Source organism: Halanaerobium sp. (genome assembly GCF_003070835.1).
The window spans coordinates 21,472-41,621 of record NZ_QBLR01000008.1 but is presented as its reverse complement, the minus strand read 5'-3'; the positions used below and the strand labels follow the sequence as shown (position 1 = coordinate 41,621).

Annotated in this window: 19 protein-coding genes; 4 read left to right on the top strand and 15 right to left on the bottom strand. The window is 37.6% G+C overall.

Annotated elements, in window-relative coordinates; genetic code table 11:
* The 4 genes from CI949_RS02045 to CI949_RS02030 all read right to left on the bottom strand — a co-directional run.
* The coding region (locus CI949_RS02045; protein ID WP_290762618.1) for an ATP-binding protein at positions 1-649 on the bottom strand (649 nt) is incomplete at its 3' end.
* 204 nt (positions 650-853) lie between these two features.
* A complete protein-coding gene (locus CI949_RS02040; protein WP_290762615.1) occupies positions 854-1,609 on the bottom strand; it encodes a hypothetical protein in 756 nt (251 codons plus the stop codon).
* An 18-nt stretch (positions 1,610-1,627) separates the two neighbouring features.
* Positions 1,628-2,536, bottom strand: a complete 909-nt coding sequence (locus CI949_RS02035) for a tyrosine-type recombinase/integrase (protein WP_290762613.1) — start codon at positions 2,534-2,536, stop codon at positions 1,628-1,630.
* A gap of 142 nt (positions 2,537-2,678) precedes the next feature.
* Positions 2,679-3,110 carry a helix-turn-helix transcriptional regulator gene (locus CI949_RS02030; protein ID WP_290762611.1) on the bottom strand — a complete coding sequence of 144 codons (432 nt, stop codon included), beginning with the start codon at positions 3,108-3,110 and terminating at the stop codon, positions 2,679-2,681.
* 313 nt (positions 3,111-3,423) lie between these two features.
* Between CI949_RS02030 and CI949_RS02025 the strand changes: the two genes are divergently transcribed.
* From CI949_RS02025 to CI949_RS02010, 4 genes are all read left to right on the top strand, one after another.
* On the top strand, positions 3,424-3,651 hold the full coding sequence (locus CI949_RS02025; protein WP_290762609.1) for a hypothetical protein: 228 nt from the start codon (positions 3,424-3,426) through the stop codon (positions 3,649-3,651).
* A gap of 226 nt (positions 3,652-3,877) precedes the next feature.
* Positions 3,878-6,211: a phage/plasmid primase, P4 family gene (locus CI949_RS02020; protein ID WP_290762607.1), complete on the top strand. Its 2,334-nt coding sequence runs from the start codon at positions 3,878-3,880 to the stop codon at positions 6,209-6,211.
* A 398-nt stretch (positions 6,212-6,609) separates the two neighbouring features.
* Positions 6,610-7,515 (top strand): phage major capsid protein, encoded by a 906-nt coding sequence (locus CI949_RS02015; RefSeq protein WP_290762606.1) that lies wholly within the window; start codon positions 6,610-6,612, stop codon positions 7,513-7,515.
* A 102-nt stretch (positions 7,516-7,617) separates the two neighbouring features.
* Positions 7,618-7,851: a hypothetical protein gene (locus tag CI949_RS02010; protein ID WP_290762604.1), complete on the top strand. Its 234-nt coding sequence runs from the start codon at positions 7,618-7,620 to the stop codon at positions 7,849-7,851.
* A gap of 149 nt (positions 7,852-8,000) precedes the next feature.
* Here the strand turns inward: CI949_RS02010 and CI949_RS02005 are convergent, their stop codons facing one another.
* The 11 genes from CI949_RS02005 to mltG all read right to left on the bottom strand — a co-directional run bounded on the left by CI949_RS02005 (position 8,001) and on the right by mltG (position 20,146).
* Positions 8,001-8,783 (bottom strand): virulence protein, encoded by a 783-nt coding sequence (locus CI949_RS02005; protein ID WP_290762603.1) that lies wholly within the window; start codon positions 8,781-8,783, stop codon positions 8,001-8,003.
* A 361-nt stretch (positions 8,784-9,144) separates the two neighbouring features.
* Complete coding sequence (locus tag CI949_RS02000) at positions 9,145-9,849, bottom strand: hypothetical protein (protein ID WP_290762602.1); 705 nt, start codon at positions 9,847-9,849, stop codon at positions 9,145-9,147.
* On the bottom strand, positions 9,830-11,530 hold the full coding sequence (locus tag CI949_RS01995; RefSeq protein WP_290762600.1) for a hypothetical protein: 1,701 nt from the start codon (positions 11,528-11,530) through the stop codon (positions 9,830-9,832). Before CI949_RS01995 ends, CI949_RS02000 begins: the two co-directional genes overlap by 20 nt.
* A gap of 471 nt (positions 11,531-12,001) precedes the next feature.
* Positions 12,002-12,415 (bottom strand): type II secretion system protein, encoded by a 414-nt coding sequence (locus tag CI949_RS01990; protein WP_290762598.1) that lies wholly within the window; start codon positions 12,413-12,415, stop codon positions 12,002-12,004.
* 116 nt (positions 12,416-12,531) lie between these two features.
* Entirely contained in the window at positions 12,532-13,743 is a 1,212-nt protein-coding gene (locus CI949_RS01985; protein ID WP_290762596.1) for a type II secretion system F family protein, read from the bottom strand.
* An 11-nt stretch (positions 13,744-13,754) separates the two neighbouring features.
* Entirely contained in the window at positions 13,755-14,804 is a 1,050-nt protein-coding gene (locus tag CI949_RS01980) for a type IV pilus twitching motility protein PilT (RefSeq protein ID WP_365941421.1), read from the bottom strand.
* 21 nt (positions 14,805-14,825) lie between these two features.
* Complete coding sequence (locus CI949_RS01975; protein WP_290762592.1) at positions 14,826-16,511, bottom strand: GspE/PulE family protein; 1,686 nt, start codon at positions 16,509-16,511, stop codon at positions 14,826-14,828.
* A 123-nt stretch (positions 16,512-16,634) separates the two neighbouring features.
* Positions 16,635-17,258: a uridine kinase gene (gene udk / locus CI949_RS01970; protein WP_290762590.1), complete on the bottom strand. Its 624-nt coding sequence runs from the start codon at positions 17,256-17,258 to the stop codon at positions 16,635-16,637.
* A gap of 14 nt (positions 17,259-17,272) precedes the next feature.
* Positions 17,273-18,487, bottom strand: coding sequence for a U32 family peptidase (locus CI949_RS01965; protein ID WP_290762588.1), 1,215 nt, complete (start codon positions 18,485-18,487; stop codon positions 17,273-17,275).
* A complete protein-coding gene (locus CI949_RS01960) occupies positions 18,480-19,139 on the bottom strand; it encodes an O-methyltransferase (RefSeq protein WP_290762586.1) in 660 nt (219 codons plus the stop codon). Before CI949_RS01960 ends, CI949_RS01965 begins: the two co-directional genes overlap by 8 nt.
* Before the next feature lie 8 nt (positions 19,140-19,147).
* Complete coding sequence (mltG, locus tag CI949_RS01955) at positions 19,148-20,146, bottom strand: endolytic transglycosylase MltG (RefSeq protein WP_290762585.1); 999 nt, start codon at positions 20,144-20,146, stop codon at positions 19,148-19,150.
* Between the last annotated feature and the right edge of the window lie 4 nt (positions 20,147-20,150).

Here is a 20,150-nt window from a genome sequence, read left to right as displayed (position 1 = left end):
TTTTTCTTGTATTTCTATTAATCCCTTCAAGTCTATAGATATCATGATTGATCGTTGCATTTAAGTATTCTCTTGCAAGTGTAGTATAATCCGATGCTTCAATACCCAAACTCCCTGGCCATCCCCCTCTGATTATTAGCTTTATAATTGTGTCTATGCTTGCCTCATCAACCCCAATGTTCTTGTAGCTCCCATTGCAAATATCTTGAAAGGAAATCTGGCCAGATGAATCTTTGGACTCATATAAAGACATAGGCCTCATTCTTAAGGTAGATATCCTACCTGCTCCACTGTGTAGTATTCCTTTCTGGGCAGGAGTAGCAGAGCCTGTTAAAATGAATTGCCCCTTCCTACCTCTTTGGTCCACCTCAAATCTTACTGCATCCCATAGTTCAGGAACTTCCTGCCATTCATCAATTAACCTGGGTGAATCACCTTCTAATACCAGTTTGGGATCAATTTTTGCCAATGACTTATTCTGGAAATTTCCAGCAGGATCTCCTAGATATATGCTGCTATTGCTGTGGATATTCGCAGTCCAGGTTTTCCCACACCATTTAGCTCCTTCAATGCAAACCGCTCCAAATGTCTTTAAATGACTTTCTACAGCCTTATCAATGATTCTTGGTAAATAATCTTGATTCCTCATTATATTTCACCTCTACTACATTATAAAGCTAATCGGTCATTTTTGCAATTCCTATTCGGTCACTTTTTCTATTTTCATTCGGTCATTTTTCCGATTCCTATTCGGTCACTTTTCTTATAATTCTTCCCTTTGAACTATAACATAACAAATAAGAGCTAAATCCACTTATTAGAAGATTTAGCCCCTTTCATTTCCTTTTAAGTTTTAATCCAGAAACTCCTGGATGAGTCCTGGTTTCCCATATTTCAGAAAGAATTCCACAATGGCTACTTCCACTATCTCTCTTTGGGAAATATACTTCTCCTTGCTAAATGCTGTGATCATGTGGTCAAGCACTAAGTTCATCCTCACTGCCTTGGTGCCATAGCCCCCAGTAAGAAAGTACCTGGGTATCTCTGAAGCCACATCACCAATCTCCTTCTTACCTTTTCCCTTCTTTCTTCCACCCTTTAAGTCATTTATCCCCTGAAGTATTTCTCTTAGAATTTCTTCCATTGCTTCTGACCCAACATTAATCTGGCTTATATTTGATTCACTGTCTTCATCTTCAATTTCTGCCTTCACGTAGTTTGCCTTTTTTGTATCCCACTCATAGCCTTTTCTTTTCATATAGACTGCCATGTCATTGTGGCTTACAAATCCAGTTTGTTCTGCAATATCCCTTGGATCTGCTCCATCTTCTGTAAAGAGTGAAATAACAAGTGCAGCTTTGGATATTCCCTTTAGTTTGAGTATATTATTCCTGCCCTGGGCTGAATATTTTTCAGAAGCTGGTACATATTTTTTCTGTCTGGACTCCCATGCAAAGTTTCTTCTTCTCATGTAATTGTCAAGGGATATGGGATTGGTATAGCCTAAGTCCTCTGCTATGGTCTCTTTGTCTTTTCCTTTCTCCAATAGTTCCAGAACCTTGTTTACCTTTCTATCAAATACCGGTTCCTTGCATTCTATAAGCGCCATGTCCTTCCTCCCTTCTTCTTAGTTTAGTGTATTCACCGCTTCTGACAGGGCATCCATGCTGGTGTGGGTGTAAATGGATGTCACCGTCAGGTTAGAATGCCCTAAGAGCTTTTGAATCTCCACAAGGCCCACTTTCTTTTTCACAAGGGCTGAAGCAAAAGAGTGCCTTAATATATGGCAAGTCACCTGCTTCTTTATTCCAGCCTTCTGTGCAGCCTCCCTTAAGGTAAGGCTAATGTGGGGATAGGAAATGCTCCCTTTACCAGATTGGCTTGTTGCAAAGAAGTAGTCGGATTCTGGTGCATCTCTATGGTTTTCAATATAGTCAACTAAGAGTTCATAAAGGTTGTTGTTTATTGGAACCACCCTATCCTTCTTGTTCTTCCCTTCTATTACATAAACGATCCTCTTCTCCAAATCCACATCTTCAAGTTTTAAATCTCTGCATTCTGAAATCCTTAAGCCTGTGTTAAAAAGAAATAACACAATAAGCTTAATCAGGTAGATGTCAATCGCATCTGCTACCTGCACCACCTCTTCTTCTGTCAGGTAGACCCTTTCCTTCTGTGGCATCTTTATGGTGTCCAGTTTTGCTGCAATATCCTTCTCTACGATATCCTTCTTTGTCGCAAACTTATAAAAGCTTCTTAAGGTGTAAAAGTACCTGCTCCTACTGCTTGGAGCAAACTGCCTTACATCTTTTAGGTATTTCATAAAGTCTTCCAGATCCTTTTCTGTGATTTCATCCACAAATACAGGTCCATTAGCTTTCTCTTCCAGGTACTTTCTAATGAAGATCATGTCCCTTGAATAGCGCTCTATGGTCATTGGACTTCTATCGATACTTTCCAAATAGTCATTAAACCTTTCACAGGCTTCACCTAGTAGCATCCTAACCACTCCTTTCCAAAAATTTTCTATTATCATAGGTAGAAACTCTCCTCCTATTAGTGTCACATATTACCTCTAAACCCGCATAATATCAAGCTTTATAAGGGGTTTTGATATGATTTTAATAGCACCTAAAAGAGAGAAGAAGCTGCAGATTAAAGCAGCTTCCAAACCTCTCCTATTCCTCTTCCACCACTACATTCACCTTAACCAGAGCCTGGAATTCATCCCTTGATTTAAGGGTTCCCTGGTCCTTGCACCTTCTTGTCTCTGCCCTTATAAGACTCTCCACTGCCTCCTGACCATAATGATCAAGCCTTAGAAAGGAATAGACAATTTCAGTGTAATCATCCTCCACAAGCCAAGTGCCAAGCTGCTCAATGTCTTCCTCTGTAGGGTTTGGAGAAGTGGTGTCATTGGAGTACCCAAGGATGTAGTCCATTCTCCTATCAAATATACTTGTCAGTTCATCTAGGGTCTCAAAACTAGGCATTCTCTTTCCTGTTTCCCACATACCTACAGTTCCTTTGGATACTCCCAGCATATCTGCCAGCTCCACCTGGGTTAATCCCTTTTCCGCCCTTAATACTTTTAATCTTTCAGCAAACATCATCTCACCTCATTTAGTATTGTTGTCTTTCTTGAGTTAATAATATCACCATCAGTGAGTATTGTCAAACATAATGTGAGATTTATTTTAAGTTATTTTAATTTAATCTTACTTTGTGTGACTTTTAGCATTGACGCCTCTCACTCAATGTTGTATTATTAAATTAGAAATCTCACTTTATGAGAGATTGTTGATGGGAATGATTACCCATCTTCTCTTATCTTTCTGTACTGTGAGTTCCCTGCCTGGACTAGAAGCTTTCTTATAAGGCTGGGAAAACCAAAACTATAATTTATTGAAAGGAGTGGATAAATTGAAAGAGAACAAACCCACAATGCTTACTGTAAGGGAAATAGCCAAGAAAGGCATTCTGCCTGAACATGCCATAAGGCTTCTTTTAAAGGATGGTAAGCTCCCTGCTATCTATGTAGGGAAAAAGGCGTTTATCAACTATGACAAGCTACTGGAGCTGCTTAGCCAGTTGGATGGCTCTGAAAGACCTAAAGGAGGTGAACAGGATGCAGATACAAATGGAATGTAACAACTGTGGCAAGCTTTGTGTAACAGATCTGGGTAACTTCATATCCACTTTGATTGACACAGCGGAAATGGATTCCGTCTACTCAGGATATTTCTGCAGCGAATGCGCTGAAGAACTCTTTGAAGATGAGGACTAAAGATGTATTTCATCACCTCTCTAGACATAAAACCATACCCTATAGTAGTTAAAATTAGAAACCCAGCCCCAGGAAGGAGGTGAATCCCCTATGCAATATGACAATCTGCCTAAGGACTTAAAAGAGAATGGAAAGTACTGTCTTTGGAAGTACGAGGAAAGAAATGGTCAGGACAAACCTACGAAGGTTCCCTATCAAATAAATGGAAGACGTGCTCAGCCAAATAATATAAAGACCTTTAGTGATCTTGCTTCAGTTCTAAAACTAATAAACCAGTACGATGGAATGGGCATTGGTGTCTTTGAGGATTTCTCTGCCATTGATGTGGACCACTGTATCAATGAAGATGGCTCCCTTAGCTCTATGGCTAAGACCATTGTGGAATTATTCCATGGCTCTTATATGGAGATCAGTCCTTCTGGAACAGGCCTGCGTATTCTCTTTAAGGCCCCAGGTTTTAAATACAATACCGGGAAGTACTACATTAATAACAAGGCCCTTGGCCTGGAGGTTTACGTCAGCGGTGCTACAAATAAGTTTGTAACCATAACTTGTAATGTGTTTCAGAAGGGGGATATTCTTGATGCAAAGGATAAGCTGCAGATACTTCTTGACCGCTTTATGCTAAGACCTAAGAAGAAAAAGAAGAATAAAAACATCAAGCCTCCCTTCTCCTACCTCTCTGATGAAGAGGTGCTTAAAAAGGCAACTGGGGCTAAAAACCATGATGAGTTTAATAGACTCTGGGCTGGTGAAATTCCTGAAGGCAAATCCCATAGTGAAGCAGACCTTGGCCTTTGTACCCACCTGGCCTTCTGGTGTGGTAGGGACTTAAACCAAATGGACAGACTATTTCGCCTAAGTAGTCTTTATAGGGATAAATGGGATAGGGTACAAAGCGGGTCTACCTATGGTCAGATCACCCTGGAAAAAGCCGCTGAGAGCGTGTCAGAAGTCTACAGCCCCCTGGGAAGGCTCTCTGCCATAGAATCGGACTTTGACGTTCCAGGCTGCAAGCCCCTGGTAGAATTATCCCCCCACAGCAATCCGCGCTACGGATGGAACGACATTGGTAACAGCAATCTCTTTGCAGACCATTACATCGGCATTGCCAGATATGTCACTGAGAGAAAGAAATGGTTTGTCTATGATGGCAGGGCCTGGCGAGCAGATACTGGAAACCTAAAGGTCATGAACCTTTGTAAGAAACTGGCCAATAAACTTATGATATATGCCCTCTCCATTGAGGAAGAGCAGCTTAGAAAGCAATACATCGAGTTTGTATCCAAGTGGCAATCCAGAAGGCTAAGAGAAACCATTCTAAAGGATGCCCAGGATGTTCATCCCCTCTCCATCAGCGCCTTTGATAAAGACATCTATCTACTGAACTGCCAAAATGGGACTCTCCATCTTAAGACAGGTGAGTTTTATGACCACAGGGCTGAGGACTACATTACCAAAATAGCAGGTGCCCATTATGATCCATCCGCCAAGTGTCCCAGATGGGAGAAGTTTATTGATGAGGTCATGAGTGGAGATAAGGAAAAGGCAGACTTCTTTCAAAAGAGCCTTGGCTATTCCCTTACTGGTGATACAAGATATGAAGCCATGTTCATCCTCTTTGGTGCCACTACCCGTAATGGCAAGGGTACCTCCATGGAGACCTTCCTTCGTATCTGTGGTGATTATGGCAGAACCTCAAGACCTGAGACCATAGGAATCAAGTCAAACGGAAATGGCTCTGCACCCTCAGAGGATGTAGCAAGACTTGCTGGTGCAAGATTTGTCAATATCAGTGAACCTGATAAGAAACTGACCCTCAGCGCTGCGCTTCTTAAGACGCTGACAGGGAGTGACACGGTCAATGCGAGATTTCTACACGAGAATAGCTTTGACTTTAAACCACAATTTAAAATCTTCACCAACACCAATCACCTGCCAACGGTGACAGACTTAACCCTTCTCACCAGTGGACGCGTTAAGATCATCCCTTTTGAAAGGCACTTTAAAGCTCATGAGAGGGACCACAATCTCAAGCATGAGTTCTTTAAGAAGGAAAACCTCAGCGGCATTCTCAACTGGGTCCTTGAGGGCTATGAGAAGCTTTGTAAGACTGGTCTTGATATGCCAAAGTCTGTACAGGATGCTACTCTTGCCTATCACAGGGAGAATGACAAGGTTGGACTCTTCATAGAAGAACGCCTGATTGAAGATGGCAGCTGTGAGGAGAGAACCTCTGACATATACTTTGCCTACCAGAGCTGGTGCAGGGAAAATGGCTACTACGCAGAAAATGCCAGAAACTTCAAGGCAGCCCTTTCCAATGTGGGAGAGATCGTAAGGAAAAGACCAAGAAGCGGTGGCGAGAAAACCACTGTCTTTGTTGGTTATAAGCTCCTAAGAGGAATTGAATTCCTTGACTAAATCCACAATGGGGCAGCTTGTGGCAGCAATTTCAGTAGGTTTTAAATTTCTTTAGTCACGCGAGAAACTTACCTAAAAACCTGCCACATACTGCCCCAAAAATATAAATCATCATTACCACCGGCAATTGTGTTCACTAGAGTGGCCTCTCTACCCTATTACATGAAGGTTGGAAGGTATAAAGCCTATCCCCCACTCTATCCTGATTTGACTAGTCGACTCAGAAAGGAGGAAAAACAGAATGGATAGCCATCTATTATTATCTGGTTAAGGTATCGAGCTTAAGCCAGTTAGGACTACAGCAACGAAATACCAACGAGCAAGAAAGACAATTTGATTTACTTGATTACCAGGGTGCTCAAAAATGACCGCCCTCAAAATAAAAGGAGGATTTTTAAATGAAAACTACTGCAACTTACAACTATGCATTTTGGAACACAATGAGGGGAAAACACGACAGACCCTCTGATATGAGTGAAGGAGGAAATTCTTCAGGATATGTTGTTCCCAGCGAATTCAATGAGAAGTACCTTAAGACCCTAGAGAAGGAAAATGTCTTTAGAAGATTAGCCACTACCATTGACTCTTCTACCAACGAAGGAACCATTAATGTCATTACTTCCATAGGCAGTGCCCAGTGGCTAAAGGAAATGACAGCCATACCGGAAAGCGCAGATGGGTTTAAACAAATATCAGCAAATTCCTATAAACTGGCTGCCATATCAAAGATCAAGAATAGCTTTGTAGGTGATAACAACTTCAACATTGAAGCTTATCTTGAGAACGAGTTTTCCAGAAGATTTGGCAGAGCTGAAGAGGATGCCTTTATAAATGGTACAGGCATTGATGCTCCTACTGGGATATTACATGCCACAGGTGGCGGAGAAGTTAGCGTAACCACAGAGGAAGGTGTTGATCTAAGCTATGATGATGTAATCAAGCTATACTTCTCTCTAAAGCCTGAACACAGAAGAAATGCTGTATGGCTTATGAATGATGAAACAGCTTTTTACCTTAGAACCTTAAAGGATGCTAACGGTAACTATCTTTACAATAGTGTGGATGATACCATCCTAGGTAAGCCTGTTTATTACTCAAACTATATGCCTAGTATCGAGACTGGTAAATCACCCATTGCCTTTGGAGACTTTAGCTTCTACTGGATCATACAACGTCAGCCCCTTACAATCTCCAGGTTAACAGAGTTATACGCTGTCAACTATGAAACTGGATTTTTAGGATTTGAAAGGCTTGATGGAAAGTTAATAGTACCAGAGGCTGTAAAGCTAATTAGAATGGCGTAGGGCTATGTTTATCCCTGGTCCTTTTCAATACGGACAGCGGGCTGGGGCTTCGTGTAAAAAAACGCAGATTCAAACGAGGGAATAGGAAAGGAGCTGAAACACATGCAAAAAATCCCTAGAAGCATAAAAGCCGGTCTTGATACAGAGCACTTTGACATCATCCGCGTGATGAGTTTAGAACACTTCTACCCGGTCATCGTGATGCGTGATAAGCGTTCTGAAGCGAGAGACCTCTGGTGCCTTCAGTACAGAGGCAGCGGCCATTATTTCAAAACTCTAAGGGACATGACCAACTACTGCGCCGAGCGAAAATGGCAAAACCCACTTAGCAGCTAATACCATTTACATCAGGCGAAACGATGACCTGCACACCTTATAAACCAAATATGGACGTTTTAGATAACTGAAATGGCAAAACGGATAGACCTGTGGACCCTACAACCCATCTATCCGTTTTTCTTTTTAGACTTTGAGCTTATCCAGACTCATGACTCCACACGCTTAAAGGCCGCGTTCCCTGAAAGGTTCCTCAGATAGTAGCGTCTGAAAGTCTTGTGGTCATCCCCTATGAAGCCAAGCCTTAAAAGAAAGCACCTGAAGTCGTACTTCTCGTTTTCGCTTTTTACCGCTTTGGCAGTTACCCGCTTTTGATTGATGGCCATGCGGCAGAGTGCTTCGATGAATTTTTCGTGGTGAGCTACTTCATCTGCATCACCCTTAAGAGGAAACCAAGGAAAGCCGATGGTATCTTCTTCGAAATTCAAAGGTAAGTCATCAGTACCGATGGCCTTCTTAATAAGATCGCCTTTGGCATGGACGATCCTTTTCAGGTTCTCAAGCCCCTTTTCAGTAAACATGTCTCTGGGCATCTGGATTTCCAAAAGAGTCACTTTATTAGAATCTGCAGCTGCTGCATCTGCGATTGTCACTTTCTCCCCTTTAACTCTTATACCAGCTTGCTCAAGACCGCCCTCTGGTTGAAAACCTCTTAAGCTAAGAGCTATGGCAGCATTCTTAAACACCTCTATAGATGTACCTTCGTTGGTGACCGTTCCAGCCCTGTCCACCATAACCCTACCTATACGATAGGCAAATGTCGGTACGCCCATGTACTCTGATTTGGTACCGATAATTTCTTCTAAAGCCTTCACCAGCTGCTTTCGTCTCTCACCTTTGACGTTGTAATTGAGTTCCATTTGACACCATCCTTTCCTGTCCTCTCTTAAGTCCACAATGTTCTCGATTTTCCTTCCAAATAATGCTCGCATCTTGTACCTCCTTAAAAATTCCCTATTACATTAATCACTCAAACAGGGTATTTTAGCAAGTTATTTATACATATTTTATGGCTTTTTCTGCATTATAATTATGCAATTTTAGAACCATTTGGACGAAACAAAAATAGCCTCAGGGCTTGATAATGCGCTATTTTCAGCACATTACAACCTTGTGGCTATTATTAAAGCGCTCTTGGGGTATCCCCCCTATCGAATTTCGCGATTTTTCACACGTGACCCTGACGCGGTCACCATTTGGAAGGGTTGTAGGGATTTGACCGCCCCTAGGTCAATATTGGTGGCTCAAATTTGAGCGGTCAATAAAAAAGGAATTAATACAATTATCTTATTTTCAAAGCTTAATGTCTTCAGTTATATGTTTATAGATTGGCTTTAACCCAATTTTATTGTGGAATTCATTTACAAATTTTATGGAGTTCTCTAATGTCCATCTTGAAAATCCATCTCCTAAACACTTGTCAGGAAAAAAAGGATTGCCTGTTCTCTCAAAGAATACTGAGTGTTCAAACTTCCCATCAAGATATTCTGTCAGTGCATGCTGGTTATTGATTTCACTTACAAAAGGAGAGTGAATGGAATAATCTTCTGGGTTATAGTGTATTAATGCATTTCTAACTTCAATGACATTTATGAGATCAATAAAAATCTCTGAGCCACTATCGAATGTGACTTTATTAAGTATACTTAATGTCCTCTGATATTTATTTAAAATAGACAATCTCTCCAGACTATCTCTACTCTTTTTATTCCAATCTACTACGACACTATCTCTGTCTTTAGTAGGGATATATAATGTTCTATCTTTCGTATCTATAATATCACAAATTACTTCTCTGATAGTTGCTTCCAAGAATGATACTGATGCAAATAGCGAACCTGTAACAAATGCTAGATTCCTTGAAATCAGGTCGTTTTTTTCTGAACCACATATATTCGTTAAATCTAATTCTTCCAATTTTTTGCTTTCTATACCCAAAAGATAAGCCGACTTAAGATGTTGAATTGAAAAATAAGCTCTAAACTGAATATTCACCATCCACTTCATCCTTCCTTGCATTCATAATGTACTCTTCCAAATCCTCATCATTAATGAGATTAACAAATACTGTATTTAAAGTTGATAAAACAATCCATACAATACTTAAAAACTCGTTTGTAGTAAAATTATTTGGTTTAACATCTCTTAGATGAGCTATTCTATTTCTGTACTCAAGACCAACTTCATCATCATCTTTTAATAGATAGTATCTTGTCCATCTGAGTTGATGTTCCCCAAGAAGTCTTAACATGACAGGATTTAAATTGTTATTTGATCCAAATATTGATCCAAGAGTTATATTTTTCTCAAAGAATATTTTGGTATCTACCGATAAGTATATCAACCTCAATGTTTTCTCTAGGAATGATATCAAGAACATAGTCTTATTGAATAGTGCTATACCATGTTCGCGCTCGCTAATAGCTCCAGAGACTAAATCCAGGAAATTTTTTATATTTTCATCCAGTCCTTCAAAACTAATATCATGGTTTAATACTTCAAAAATATAATCCACATTTGACTTAAAAAATTCCCTAAATTCATCTTCAAATTTTGGAATCGAAAACCAATTGATTAATTGAAGAGAATAGTTGGTTATATAAATATCAAAAGACATTTTTTTACTCAATGTAAAATATGAGTTAGTTCCTTGTGCTGTTGCTACAAGGTCCATAAGGGAAACTTGCTTGTCTTCAGATAGTGAATCAATGTGGGATTTCCATAATTTTGTTTCATTATTTATGTCATGTGTCAAAGCAAGGTATTTATAAAAAGGTGGCGCATCATATTCTTCGAGATATCTCCTGTACTCTCCGATTGGTATTTCGAACTCGAATACTTGTCCATCATTTTCAATCCATCCGTTTACTCTTTTATCTATTTCTCTTTTTAGTGACAGTAATTGTTTAGCTTCCTCCATCTTCAAATGGTATAGAGTTTTATATGCTAAATTCAAGTCAATCTGCAAGGAAAAAGCATCTTCACCTGATTTATTTCTTTCAATTATCTTATTATAGACAATCCTTGCACTTTCCACTGCGATATCAATAATTCCGCGATTATGGATTCCTACTATCGCTTCACATATCATCCCAAACCTTACGTCCAATATTCTGTGTATTTGTTCTATCATCAACAGACGCACTAGACGATTACCATTCTGCTTAAAAATACTAAGTAATCTTTCTAGATTATCCAGCGCGTAATATGTGTAGTGTTTTATCAGATACTCAAAAACTCCACAATCCCTAAATCCAGAATTGAAACAGATTAAATAATTGAGAGTTTCATCTCTTAGACCAGAATCATAGTGATCATCAGCAGCCTTGAAAATTGACTTATAATTCTCCTTGATGCATTTGATTATATCTCCATTATTTATTTGTGCCTTCTCATTTTTTGCAAAGTACACCAGTTCTTTTAGTTGCGTGCCGTACTCACTTGGTATGTGTTCTATATCAGTTTCAAATTTCTCGATGAATTGAAGGAATAAAAAGTCGTAGTATTTATCCTCGTTGCTAAGACTCTCTAATCTATGCTCTGTGAAGTAGTCAGAAATAATTTCCATATGATCAATCAAGAATAGAATCGTATGTGATGAAGATAAATCCTCAAGCGGATATTTTTCTATATTGAAATGTTTGTCACCTTTTTCTCTTAAGATTTTGACTATGGACATTTACACACCTCCATATTAAATTGAGAATCTGAATTTATTTCCAGTATACCACAACCCCAAATAACCAAAGGCCCACAATATAACCAAAGGCTCAGAATCAAATGATCCTAAGCCTCTGTGTTAGTGTTAGTTTTAATTCAATTTTGTAAATTACAGCCCACTAATTCATTTTTCCATGAGACAAAGTTCCTGTCCCCCTTGTCTTGTGCTGCCGTTACCGCCGGGGTGGTATGTGGTACCCATTGTCCCAGGTACGTTTTCTAACCCAATTCAAAATACAGCGCCCCAAAACATTCAAATCACTGCATTCTTCAAAAAGTTACCGCCGTTACCGCCGGGGTGGTACGTGGTACCTATTGTCGTATCTGGTACCCATAGTCCTACCCCAAATACTTAAACACCGGGTGGTGCCAGGCACCTTGTACCACTTGGCACCTAGTACTCTTATAGTAACTGTCAACCTTATTATTACTATGGTTGTGGATAAACCAAAACTGCTGGTTCAGCCGAATTAGTAACTTCGACTACACCAGTAGTAGCGTTATATCTAAACTTAGGAACACCAATTGCTGCAGTACTTCCATATAAAGTTGATGTGAATAATTCTGTAGTATCAACCATACTACCTATTGCAGTTACTGTCGCTGTCGCTGTAACTGCAGATGCAGCTAATTTCGTATTATTTGAGGCATTGTACATTTCTACAGCTTTTGCAATGGTAGCAGCAGTTGCTTCGTCAGCAGCTATTCTTGCATTTTCTTGAAACCCACCCAATCTAGGTACAGCTATCGCTGCCAAAATCCCCAAAATAGCAATAACAACAATCAGTTCAATAAGGGTGAACCCTTTCCTGTTTCTTAATCTTTTGTTTACAAATTTAAACATTTTGTTATCCTCCTTATGTTTCCCTTTTAATATATTTCTACCCCTTTTAGGGTTAGATTCTTTATAGTATTCATTATACCACACTGATATCAGTGAGTAAAGTAAATTTATGTATTTTATTGCACTGTTTGAAACATATCAAACATAGGCAGCATCATGGCAATAACTACAAATCCTACTACTACAGCCATAATAACAATCATTATTGGCTCTAGCATTGTAGTCATCTTATTTATAGCCGTTTCAACTTCTTCATCGTAAAAGTTGGCAGTTTTATCCAGAACTTCATCTATAGCCCCAGATTCTTCTCCTATATTTACCATAGCCGGTATCATAGGTGGAAAAATTCCACGTCTTTCCAAGGGTTCAGATAAAGTGCCACCCTTTCTCAGGTCTTCTTTTACCTCGACTAATGTTGTAGCGATATATGCATTTCCCGTTACCCTGCTTACTATTTCTATGGATTTCATTAGCTCTACACCACTGCTTATAAGGGTAGATAATGTCCTGGTAAATCTGGAAGAAGCTACTTTTATCTGTACATTCTTTATTATAGGTAATCTTAATTTTAACTTGTCTCTCTTTATTCTTAAGTTCTCTTCCTTCATAAGTCTTTTATATATGATTACTACAAGTGCTATAGCACCAAATACTACATACCATTTACTCCTTAAGAAATCACTTATACTTAAAAGTACCTGGGTTAATTTTGGTAGTTCCACCCCCGAACCTTCAAACATACCTATAAAGGTTGGCATTACAAATACTAATAAAAATGACACTACTGATATTACTGCTATAAGTAAAATAATAGGGTATATCATAGCACCTTTAACCTTGTTTTCAATTTTAAATTCTTTTTCGAAGTGTACCGATAATCTTTCCATGATAATATCAAGATTTCCTGAAACTTCTCCAGCTTCTACCATGCTTATCATAATCTCAGGAAAAACATTTTTATGGTTTAATAGGGCTTCCGAAAAAGTTGAGCCCTTCTGTACCTGTTCGTATAGGTCTTCTATTATTTCTACAAATTTTTTCTTTTCCGTTTGATGTTTTAATATATCCAATGAGTTTACTATAGGAACACCAGCATTTAACATAACCTGAAACTGCCTGCAAAATACCGCAAGATCTTTTGTAGTAACTCTAGAAAAACTATCAAAAATTGAAATGTCTCTAGATTTTGATTTATTTTGATTTATTTCAATAGGGATATAGTTTTTCCTTTTTAACATTTCAATTACTTCAGTAATTGAAGATGCATTATGGTTTCCATGTATTTTTTTACCTGCTTGGTTTAAAGCAGTATAGTTAAAGTTAGGCATTTATATTCCCCCTATATAAGATATCTTTTTAGATATTCTAAATCTATACCATACTGTAATACGGTTTCTTTTGATATGGTGTTGTTTCTGTATAGTCTGAGCAGGTCGTTATCCATAGTGTGCATTCCATATTTTGTTCCCGTCTGTATAGCATTTTGAATCTGGTGGGTTTTCTTCTCTCTTATTAGGTTTTTAATGGCTGGAGTAGTTATCATAACTTCTGTAGCTACTACCCTTCCACCTTCTTTTTTTACCATAAGCTGCTGGGATACTACTGCTACCAGTACGTTAGCCAGCTGTACTGATACCTGCTGCTGCTGGTGGGGTGGAAATACGTCAATAATCCTATCTATGGTAGCTGCTGCTCCTATAGTATGCAGGGTGGAGAAAAGTAAGTGTCCCGTTTCTGCTGCTGTCAAGGCTATTTCTACAGATTCCAAATCTCTCATTTCACCAAGTAGTATGATATCCGGATCCTGTCTTAATGATGCTCTAAGACCTTGGGGAAAACTTTTAAAATCTGAACCATACTCCCTCTGGTTAACCATGCATTTATTGTGTTTATGTAGGTACTCTATCGGATCTTCCAAAGTTAATATGTGTTCACTTCTTTGTCTATTAATTATGTCTATCATTGAAGCTAGGGAAGTAGACTTACCGCTTCCAGTAGGTCCAGCGAAAATAATCATGCCTCTTTTTTTCTGGGTAAGGTCTTTAAGTATTTTAGGTAATTTTAAGTCTTCTAAACTTGGAATATTTAAACTTACAGCTCTTATAGCTAAGCTATGGCTTCCTCTTTGCTTGAAGGCATTTATCCTAAACCTACCTACTCCTTTTATAGCGAAGGAGAAGTCTATATCACCTTTTTCTTTAAGGGCTTCCATCTGCTTTTCATCTAGTAGTTGTTTAGAAATGTCATAAGTGTCTTCTGGAGTTAATTTCCTATCCCCTACTATCTCAAGTTTACCGTCTATCCTCATTGATATATAGTGACCAACAGTAACGTGAAGGTCTGATGCGCCTATTTCTATGATACGCCTCAGATAATTAATTATATCTATACTCACAATACCCCTCCTTATTTAATCTAAAGTGTAAGCAACTCTAAGCATTTCCTCAACTGTAGTAACTCCTTTTAGTACTAGTTGTCTACAGTTTTCTCTTAATGAAACCATACCTTCTTTCAAAGCAGCTTCCCTAATTTCATCAGTAGTGGCATCCTTGTCTACTAGGCTTCTTATCGTTCCAGTTACTTTCATAATTTCATTTACTGCTGTTCTGCCTTTATATCCTGTATTGTAGCACTTTTGGCATCCTTCTCCTTTATATAAGATGATATCTTCATCTACTCCCAGGATATCCTTTTCTTCTGGTGTAATAGTATAAGAAGTTTTACAGCCATTACATATTTCCCTAGCAAGACGCTGGGCTACTATACCCTTTACTGAGGTGGCGATAAGAAAAGGCTTGATTCCCATATCAACCAGTCTCATAATGGTCGATGGGGCGTCGTTGGTGTGGATGGTACTCAGAACTATATGTCCCGTAATTGCTGCTCTTACAGCTATTTCTGCCGTCTCTGCATCTCTTATTTCACCAATCATGATAATATCTGGATCCTGTCTAAGTATAGATCTAAGACCGTTTGCAAAAGTTAATTTTGCCTTTATATTCACCTGTACCTGGTTTACGCCGTCCAATTTATACTCTACTGGGTCTTCTACTGTAACTATGTTTGTATTTATAGTGTTAAAATCGTTAAGAATTGAGTATAGGGTTGTAGATTTACCACTTCCTGTAGGTCCTGTTACCAGGATAATACCGTTAGGAATATCAAGTATGCTGTTAAATAGTTTAAGGTTTTCTTCTGTAAATCCAAGCTGTTCCTTAGTAAGAAGTGCATTTGCACTGTCTAGTAGTCTTATAACTATCTTTTCCCCATGTACAGTTGGTAATATAGATATACGAAGGTCTATATTTCTACCATCGATTTCCATCTGTACTCTACCATCTTGAGGTTGCCTTTTTTCTGCTATATTCAGTCCTGCTATAATTTTTATCCTTGTAACTATAGCTGAAAGGGTATTTTTAGATGGTGACATGATTTCCTGAAGTTGACCGTCTATCCTAAATCTTATTCTAAGAGTATCTTCTAAGGGTTCTATATGTATATCACTAGCTCTTGATTTAAGAGCCTGCTTTATAATTGAATTTACAAGCCTTACTACCGGTGCATTTTTTATTGCTTCTAAAGTTTCTTCATCAAGACTTGTTTCTCTTCCTTCATTATACTGCTTAACAAAGTCTTCAACTGCCTTTTCCGCCGTTTGCTTGCCAAAGTACTGATCTATTGCTCCCATAATATCTTTTTTAGGAGCTAGGACAGGTTTTATTTTTAATCCTGTAGCTATTTCTATATCTTCTATAGCAAATATATTTAAAGGGTCATACATTGCTACTTTTAACTTATTGTCTACTATTTTAACCGGAAGGACCGTGTATCTTCTAGCTAAATTTTCAGTTATTAGTCTTGGAATTTCCGGTTCAATAACTTCTTCTTTCATATTAAAACTTTCTATACCCATTTGGTCTTCTAATACGTCCATAACTTCATTTTCTGAAGCCCAACCGTTGTCTATAATTATCTCTCCAAGCTTTTTCCCCGACTGTTTCTGGGTCTCTAAAGCTTGATAAAGCTGCTTTTGAGTAATTTTCCCAGAATATACTAAAAGTTCTCCAAGTTTCATTCCACTTTCGTTGTTCGCCATATTTCCACCACTCTTTGTTTAGTTTTTTTTAACATAATATATATTAATAATACCATAATATGTTAAAAAATCAATAAAAATAGGTTATACAACTAATTTAATTAGTTATATAACCTAAAAATCTTATATTGTTTTAATTAAGGATTTAATTTTTGTAACCATAATATCTATAGCAACTAAGTTTTCTCCACCTTCAGGAATAATAATATCGGCGAATTTTTTAGTTGGTTCTATGAATTGTTCGTGAGCTGGTCTTACGGTCTTCATGTACTGGTTAAGTACTGACTCTATGGTTCTTCCTCTTTCGTTAATATCTCTAATTATTCTTCTTACAAGTCTGATATCTGAATCCGTATCTACAAATATTTTTATATCGAGCAAATCTCTAAGTCTTTCATCGTAAAATATCAGTATACCTTCAAGGATAATTATATCCTTTGGTTTTACAAGTTCCCTTTCTTCTTTTCTATTGTGAATAGAATAATCGTAGGTAGGTTTTTGAATATCTTCCCACTTAGATAAATTTTCTAAATGTTCTACTAGCAAGTCGCTGTCGAAGGCTAAGGGATGGTCATAGTTGGTTTTACACCTTTCTTCGTAGGAAAGCTCACTCTGGTCCTTATAGTATGAGTCCTGCTCTATTACCAGCACGCTTTTTCTAGGTATTTCCGTCTTTATCTTATTTACTATAGTAGTTTTACCAGAGCCGCTGCCTCCAGTTATTCCAATAAAAATAGGTCTGTTCATATTAAATCCTTTCTTTATCTTTTTCTTCTAATTAGATAATCTTTTTTTACGTCTAGGTCCATTTTTAGTTTTACAATCTGCTGGGGATGAGGAGCTGACTCTACTTCTTCTCCCTTATCATCAACTATATTTTCTATTTTAAAGTCCATATGTTCAATATGAGGCCCAAAGATTTCAACTTCTTCTCCTACAGAGAATTTATTTCTCTGTTCTACAGTTGCTATTTTACTTACTGGATCGTAGTCTTTTATCCAACCTATAAAGTCATACTCTCTTATATAGGAACTGGATGTATAGAGCTGTCCTGAATCCTTAGGATTGCCGTAGTAAAATCCTGTAGTAAAGTCTCTGTGAGAGGCTTTAAGAATTTCATTGAACCAGTATTCTTTATCAAAATTATTGTTTTTTAGATTGTCGATAGCCTTTCTATAGGACCTAACAACAGTAGCTGTATAGTAAGAGCTTTTCATACGGCCTTCTATTTTTAAAGATTTAACTCCCACTCCTACAATATCTTGAAGATTATTTAACATACATAAATCTTTTGAATTAAGTATGAAGCTTCCCTGGTCATCTTCCATGATGGGATAGTACTCTCCCGGACGGGTCTGCTCTACAAGGGCATACTTCCACCTGCATGGTTGGGCACAGTCTCCTAGGTTTGCATGTCTTCCAGCCATATAGCTGCTTAGTAGACACCTACCTGAGTAAGATATGCACATAGCGCCGTGAACGAAGGCTTCTAAATCTAAGTCTACATTTTTATTTAAGTGAATTTGTTCAATTTCTTTTAAGGATAGTTCTCTAGCTAGTACTATTCTTTTTACTCCTTGAGAGTACCAAAAGTCTGCACTTTGGGAATTTGTAGTATTTGCCTGGGTACTTAAATGAATCTCTATATCTGGGGCAGTATTTTTAACTATACTCATAATTCCCGGATCTGCAACTATAACTGCATCTACTTTTATTTCCTCTAAAAATTCTATATATTTTTCTAAATCTTTTAAATCGTCTTCGTGAGGTATCATATTTACTGTCACGTAAGCTTTAGCTCCATTGTCGTGGCAGAACTTTACCCCTTCTTCTATATCTTCTAAATCAAAATTCTTTGCACCAGCTCTTAGTCCGAAGTTCTGTCCACCAAAGTATACGGCGTCAGCGCCATATAGTACAGCCATCTTTAGTTTTTCCAAGTTTCCAGCTGGAGCTAGAAGTTCAATGTTATTCATATGTTTCTCCTTTTTTTACAGTAATTGCAAGTCCATCTCCTAAAGGAAGTACTGAAGATTCCATAGAGGGGTGGTTACTTATGGTTTTTAAATATTTTCTCATTTTTCTAACTATGGTTTTCTGTCTCCTTTCTACTAAGTCGTCATTGGCTATCATTCCTTTGTAAAGGACGTTATCTGATATAATAATACCATCTTTTTTTAATAAATTGAAACAGTAGGGTAAAAAATCCAGATATTTGCTTTTTGCTGCATCTATAAATACTAAGTCAAATTTTTCTTCTAAATTTTCTAATATTTCTAAAGCATCTCCTGGAAGGATTTCTATATTTCCTTTGTAGTTCAATCTTTCTAGATTTTTTGATGCTTCGTCAACAAAGGAATCTCTTCTCTCTATGGTTTTTATTTCTAAATTATCATTATCAATAATTTTAGCCATAAAAAAAGAAGAAAAGCCTACAGCAGTTCCCAGTTCTAAGATTTTTAAGGGTTTAAGAAGATGGAGGATAACTTTTATAAAGTTAGCCACCTCTTCGTGAATTATAGGGATATTTCTATCCTCTGATTCTTTCCTGAACCTTGCTATTTCTTCATCTTCTTCTATTAATGATTTTATGTAATTTGTTGTAAAAATTTTGTTTATTAATTCCAAAGTATCACCTAATTTATGTATTTTGCTTTTGCATCTAAAAAGTCGTCATAATCATCTGTAAAGTAGTGAGACCCATCACCTTTAGCAAGAAAGTAAATGTAGTCCGTTTCTTCAGGGTTTAAGGCTGCTTTTATTGAAGTAAGTCCTGGAGAATTAATTGGTGCTACTGGTAGGCCTGTATGCAGGTAGGTATTGTATAGTGATTCTACCTTAAGGTCTTCATTTAATAGTCTTTCCTTTTTTTCTCCTAAGGCATACTGTACTGTAGCACAGGATTGAAGCATCATTCCCATTTCTAATCGGTTATAAAATACTCCTGCTATTACAGGTCTTTCTTCATCTACCTGAGCTTCTCCTTCTACTACTGAAGCCATATTGACTATTTCATAAACAGTTCTATCACCTGTATTTCCTTTAATATGTTCTTCATAAATTTCTTCAAAGCCATTTAACATTGTAATGATAATATCATCAGCTGTACTGTCTATATATACGTTGTAGGTGTTTGGATAGAGAAATCCTTCTAAGGTTTTTATTTCATCATCCTGTAGAAATTCATAGTTTTCTCTGTATATACCTACTGTTTGGGTCAATTTTAAAAATTCTTCCTGAGTGAAATCAAACTTCTCGCTTAAGATATTTCCGATTTCCTTTAGGTTTAAACCTTCTGGTACGGTGAAGTTCATAGTTTTAACTACATTTTCACCTTGGATAAGTAAATCTACAATTTCCGGCAGGGATAAACTATCGCTGATTTCAAAGTCTCCTGCTTTAAGCTGACTTCCTAAATTACTTTGTCTTAAGTATAGTTTGTATACTGTTAGATTTTTTATTAAATTATTTTCAAGAAGAATAGTTCCGATTTCATCGGAACTTGCCCCCTGTTCGATTGTAATTATTTTAGTAGTACCATTATCTACTGGTGTAAGGTTCTCGTTATAAAAATTATAACCAAAACCTATACCCAAACCTACTATTATGATTAATACTAGCAGTACTTTATTCATAGGT

Excerpts from the sequence above, each read along its gene's own strand:
- CI949_RS02040 (WP_290762615.1), bottom strand. The coding sequence starts at position 1,609 with ATGGCGCTTATAGAATGCAAGGAACCGGTATTTGATAGAAAGGTAAAC.
- CI949_RS02035 (WP_290762613.1), bottom strand. The coding sequence starts at position 2,536 with ATGATAATAGAAAATTTTTGGAAAGGAGTGGTTAGGATGCTACTAGGT.
- CI949_RS02030 (WP_290762611.1), bottom strand. The coding sequence starts at position 3,110 with ATGTTTGCTGAAAGATTAAAAGTATTAAGGGCGGAAAAGGGATTAACC.
- CI949_RS02020 (WP_290762607.1), top strand. The coding sequence starts at position 3,878 with ATGCAATATGACAATCTGCCTAAGGACTTAAAAGAGAATGGAAAGTAC.
- CI949_RS02015 (WP_290762606.1), top strand. The coding sequence starts at position 6,610 with ATGAAAACTACTGCAACTTACAACTATGCATTTTGGAACACAATGAGG.
- CI949_RS02010 (WP_290762604.1), top strand. The coding sequence starts at position 7,618 with ATGCAAAAAATCCCTAGAAGCATAAAAGCCGGTCTTGATACAGAGCAC.
- CI949_RS02005 (WP_290762603.1), bottom strand. The coding sequence starts at position 8,783 with ATGCGAGCATTATTTGGAAGGAAAATCGAGAACATTGTGGACTTAAGA.
- CI949_RS02000 (WP_290762602.1), bottom strand. The coding sequence starts at position 9,849 with ATGGTGAATATTCAGTTTAGAGCTTATTTTTCAATTCAACATCTTAAG.
- CI949_RS01995 (WP_290762600.1), bottom strand. The coding sequence starts at position 11,530 with ATGTCCATAGTCAAAATCTTAAGAGAAAAAGGTGACAAACATTTCAAT.
- CI949_RS01990 (WP_290762598.1), bottom strand. The coding sequence starts at position 12,415 with ATGTTTAAATTTGTAAACAAAAGATTAAGAAACAGGAAAGGGTTCACC.
- CI949_RS01985 (WP_290762596.1), bottom strand. The coding sequence starts at position 13,743 with ATGCCTAACTTTAACTATACTGCTTTAAACCAAGCAGGTAAAAAAATA.
- CI949_RS01975 (WP_290762592.1), bottom strand. The coding sequence starts at position 16,511 with ATGGCGAACAACGAAAGTGGAATGAAACTTGGAGAACTTTTAGTATAT.
- udk (WP_290762590.1), bottom strand. The coding sequence starts at position 17,258 with ATGAACAGACCTATTTTTATTGGAATAACTGGAGGCAGCGGCTCTGGT.
- CI949_RS01965 (WP_290762588.1), bottom strand. The coding sequence starts at position 18,487 with ATGAATAACATTGAACTTCTAGCTCCAGCTGGAAACTTGGAAAAACTA.
- mltG (WP_290762585.1), bottom strand. The coding sequence starts at position 20,146 with ATGAATAAAGTACTGCTAGTATTAATCATAATAGTAGGTTTGGGTATA.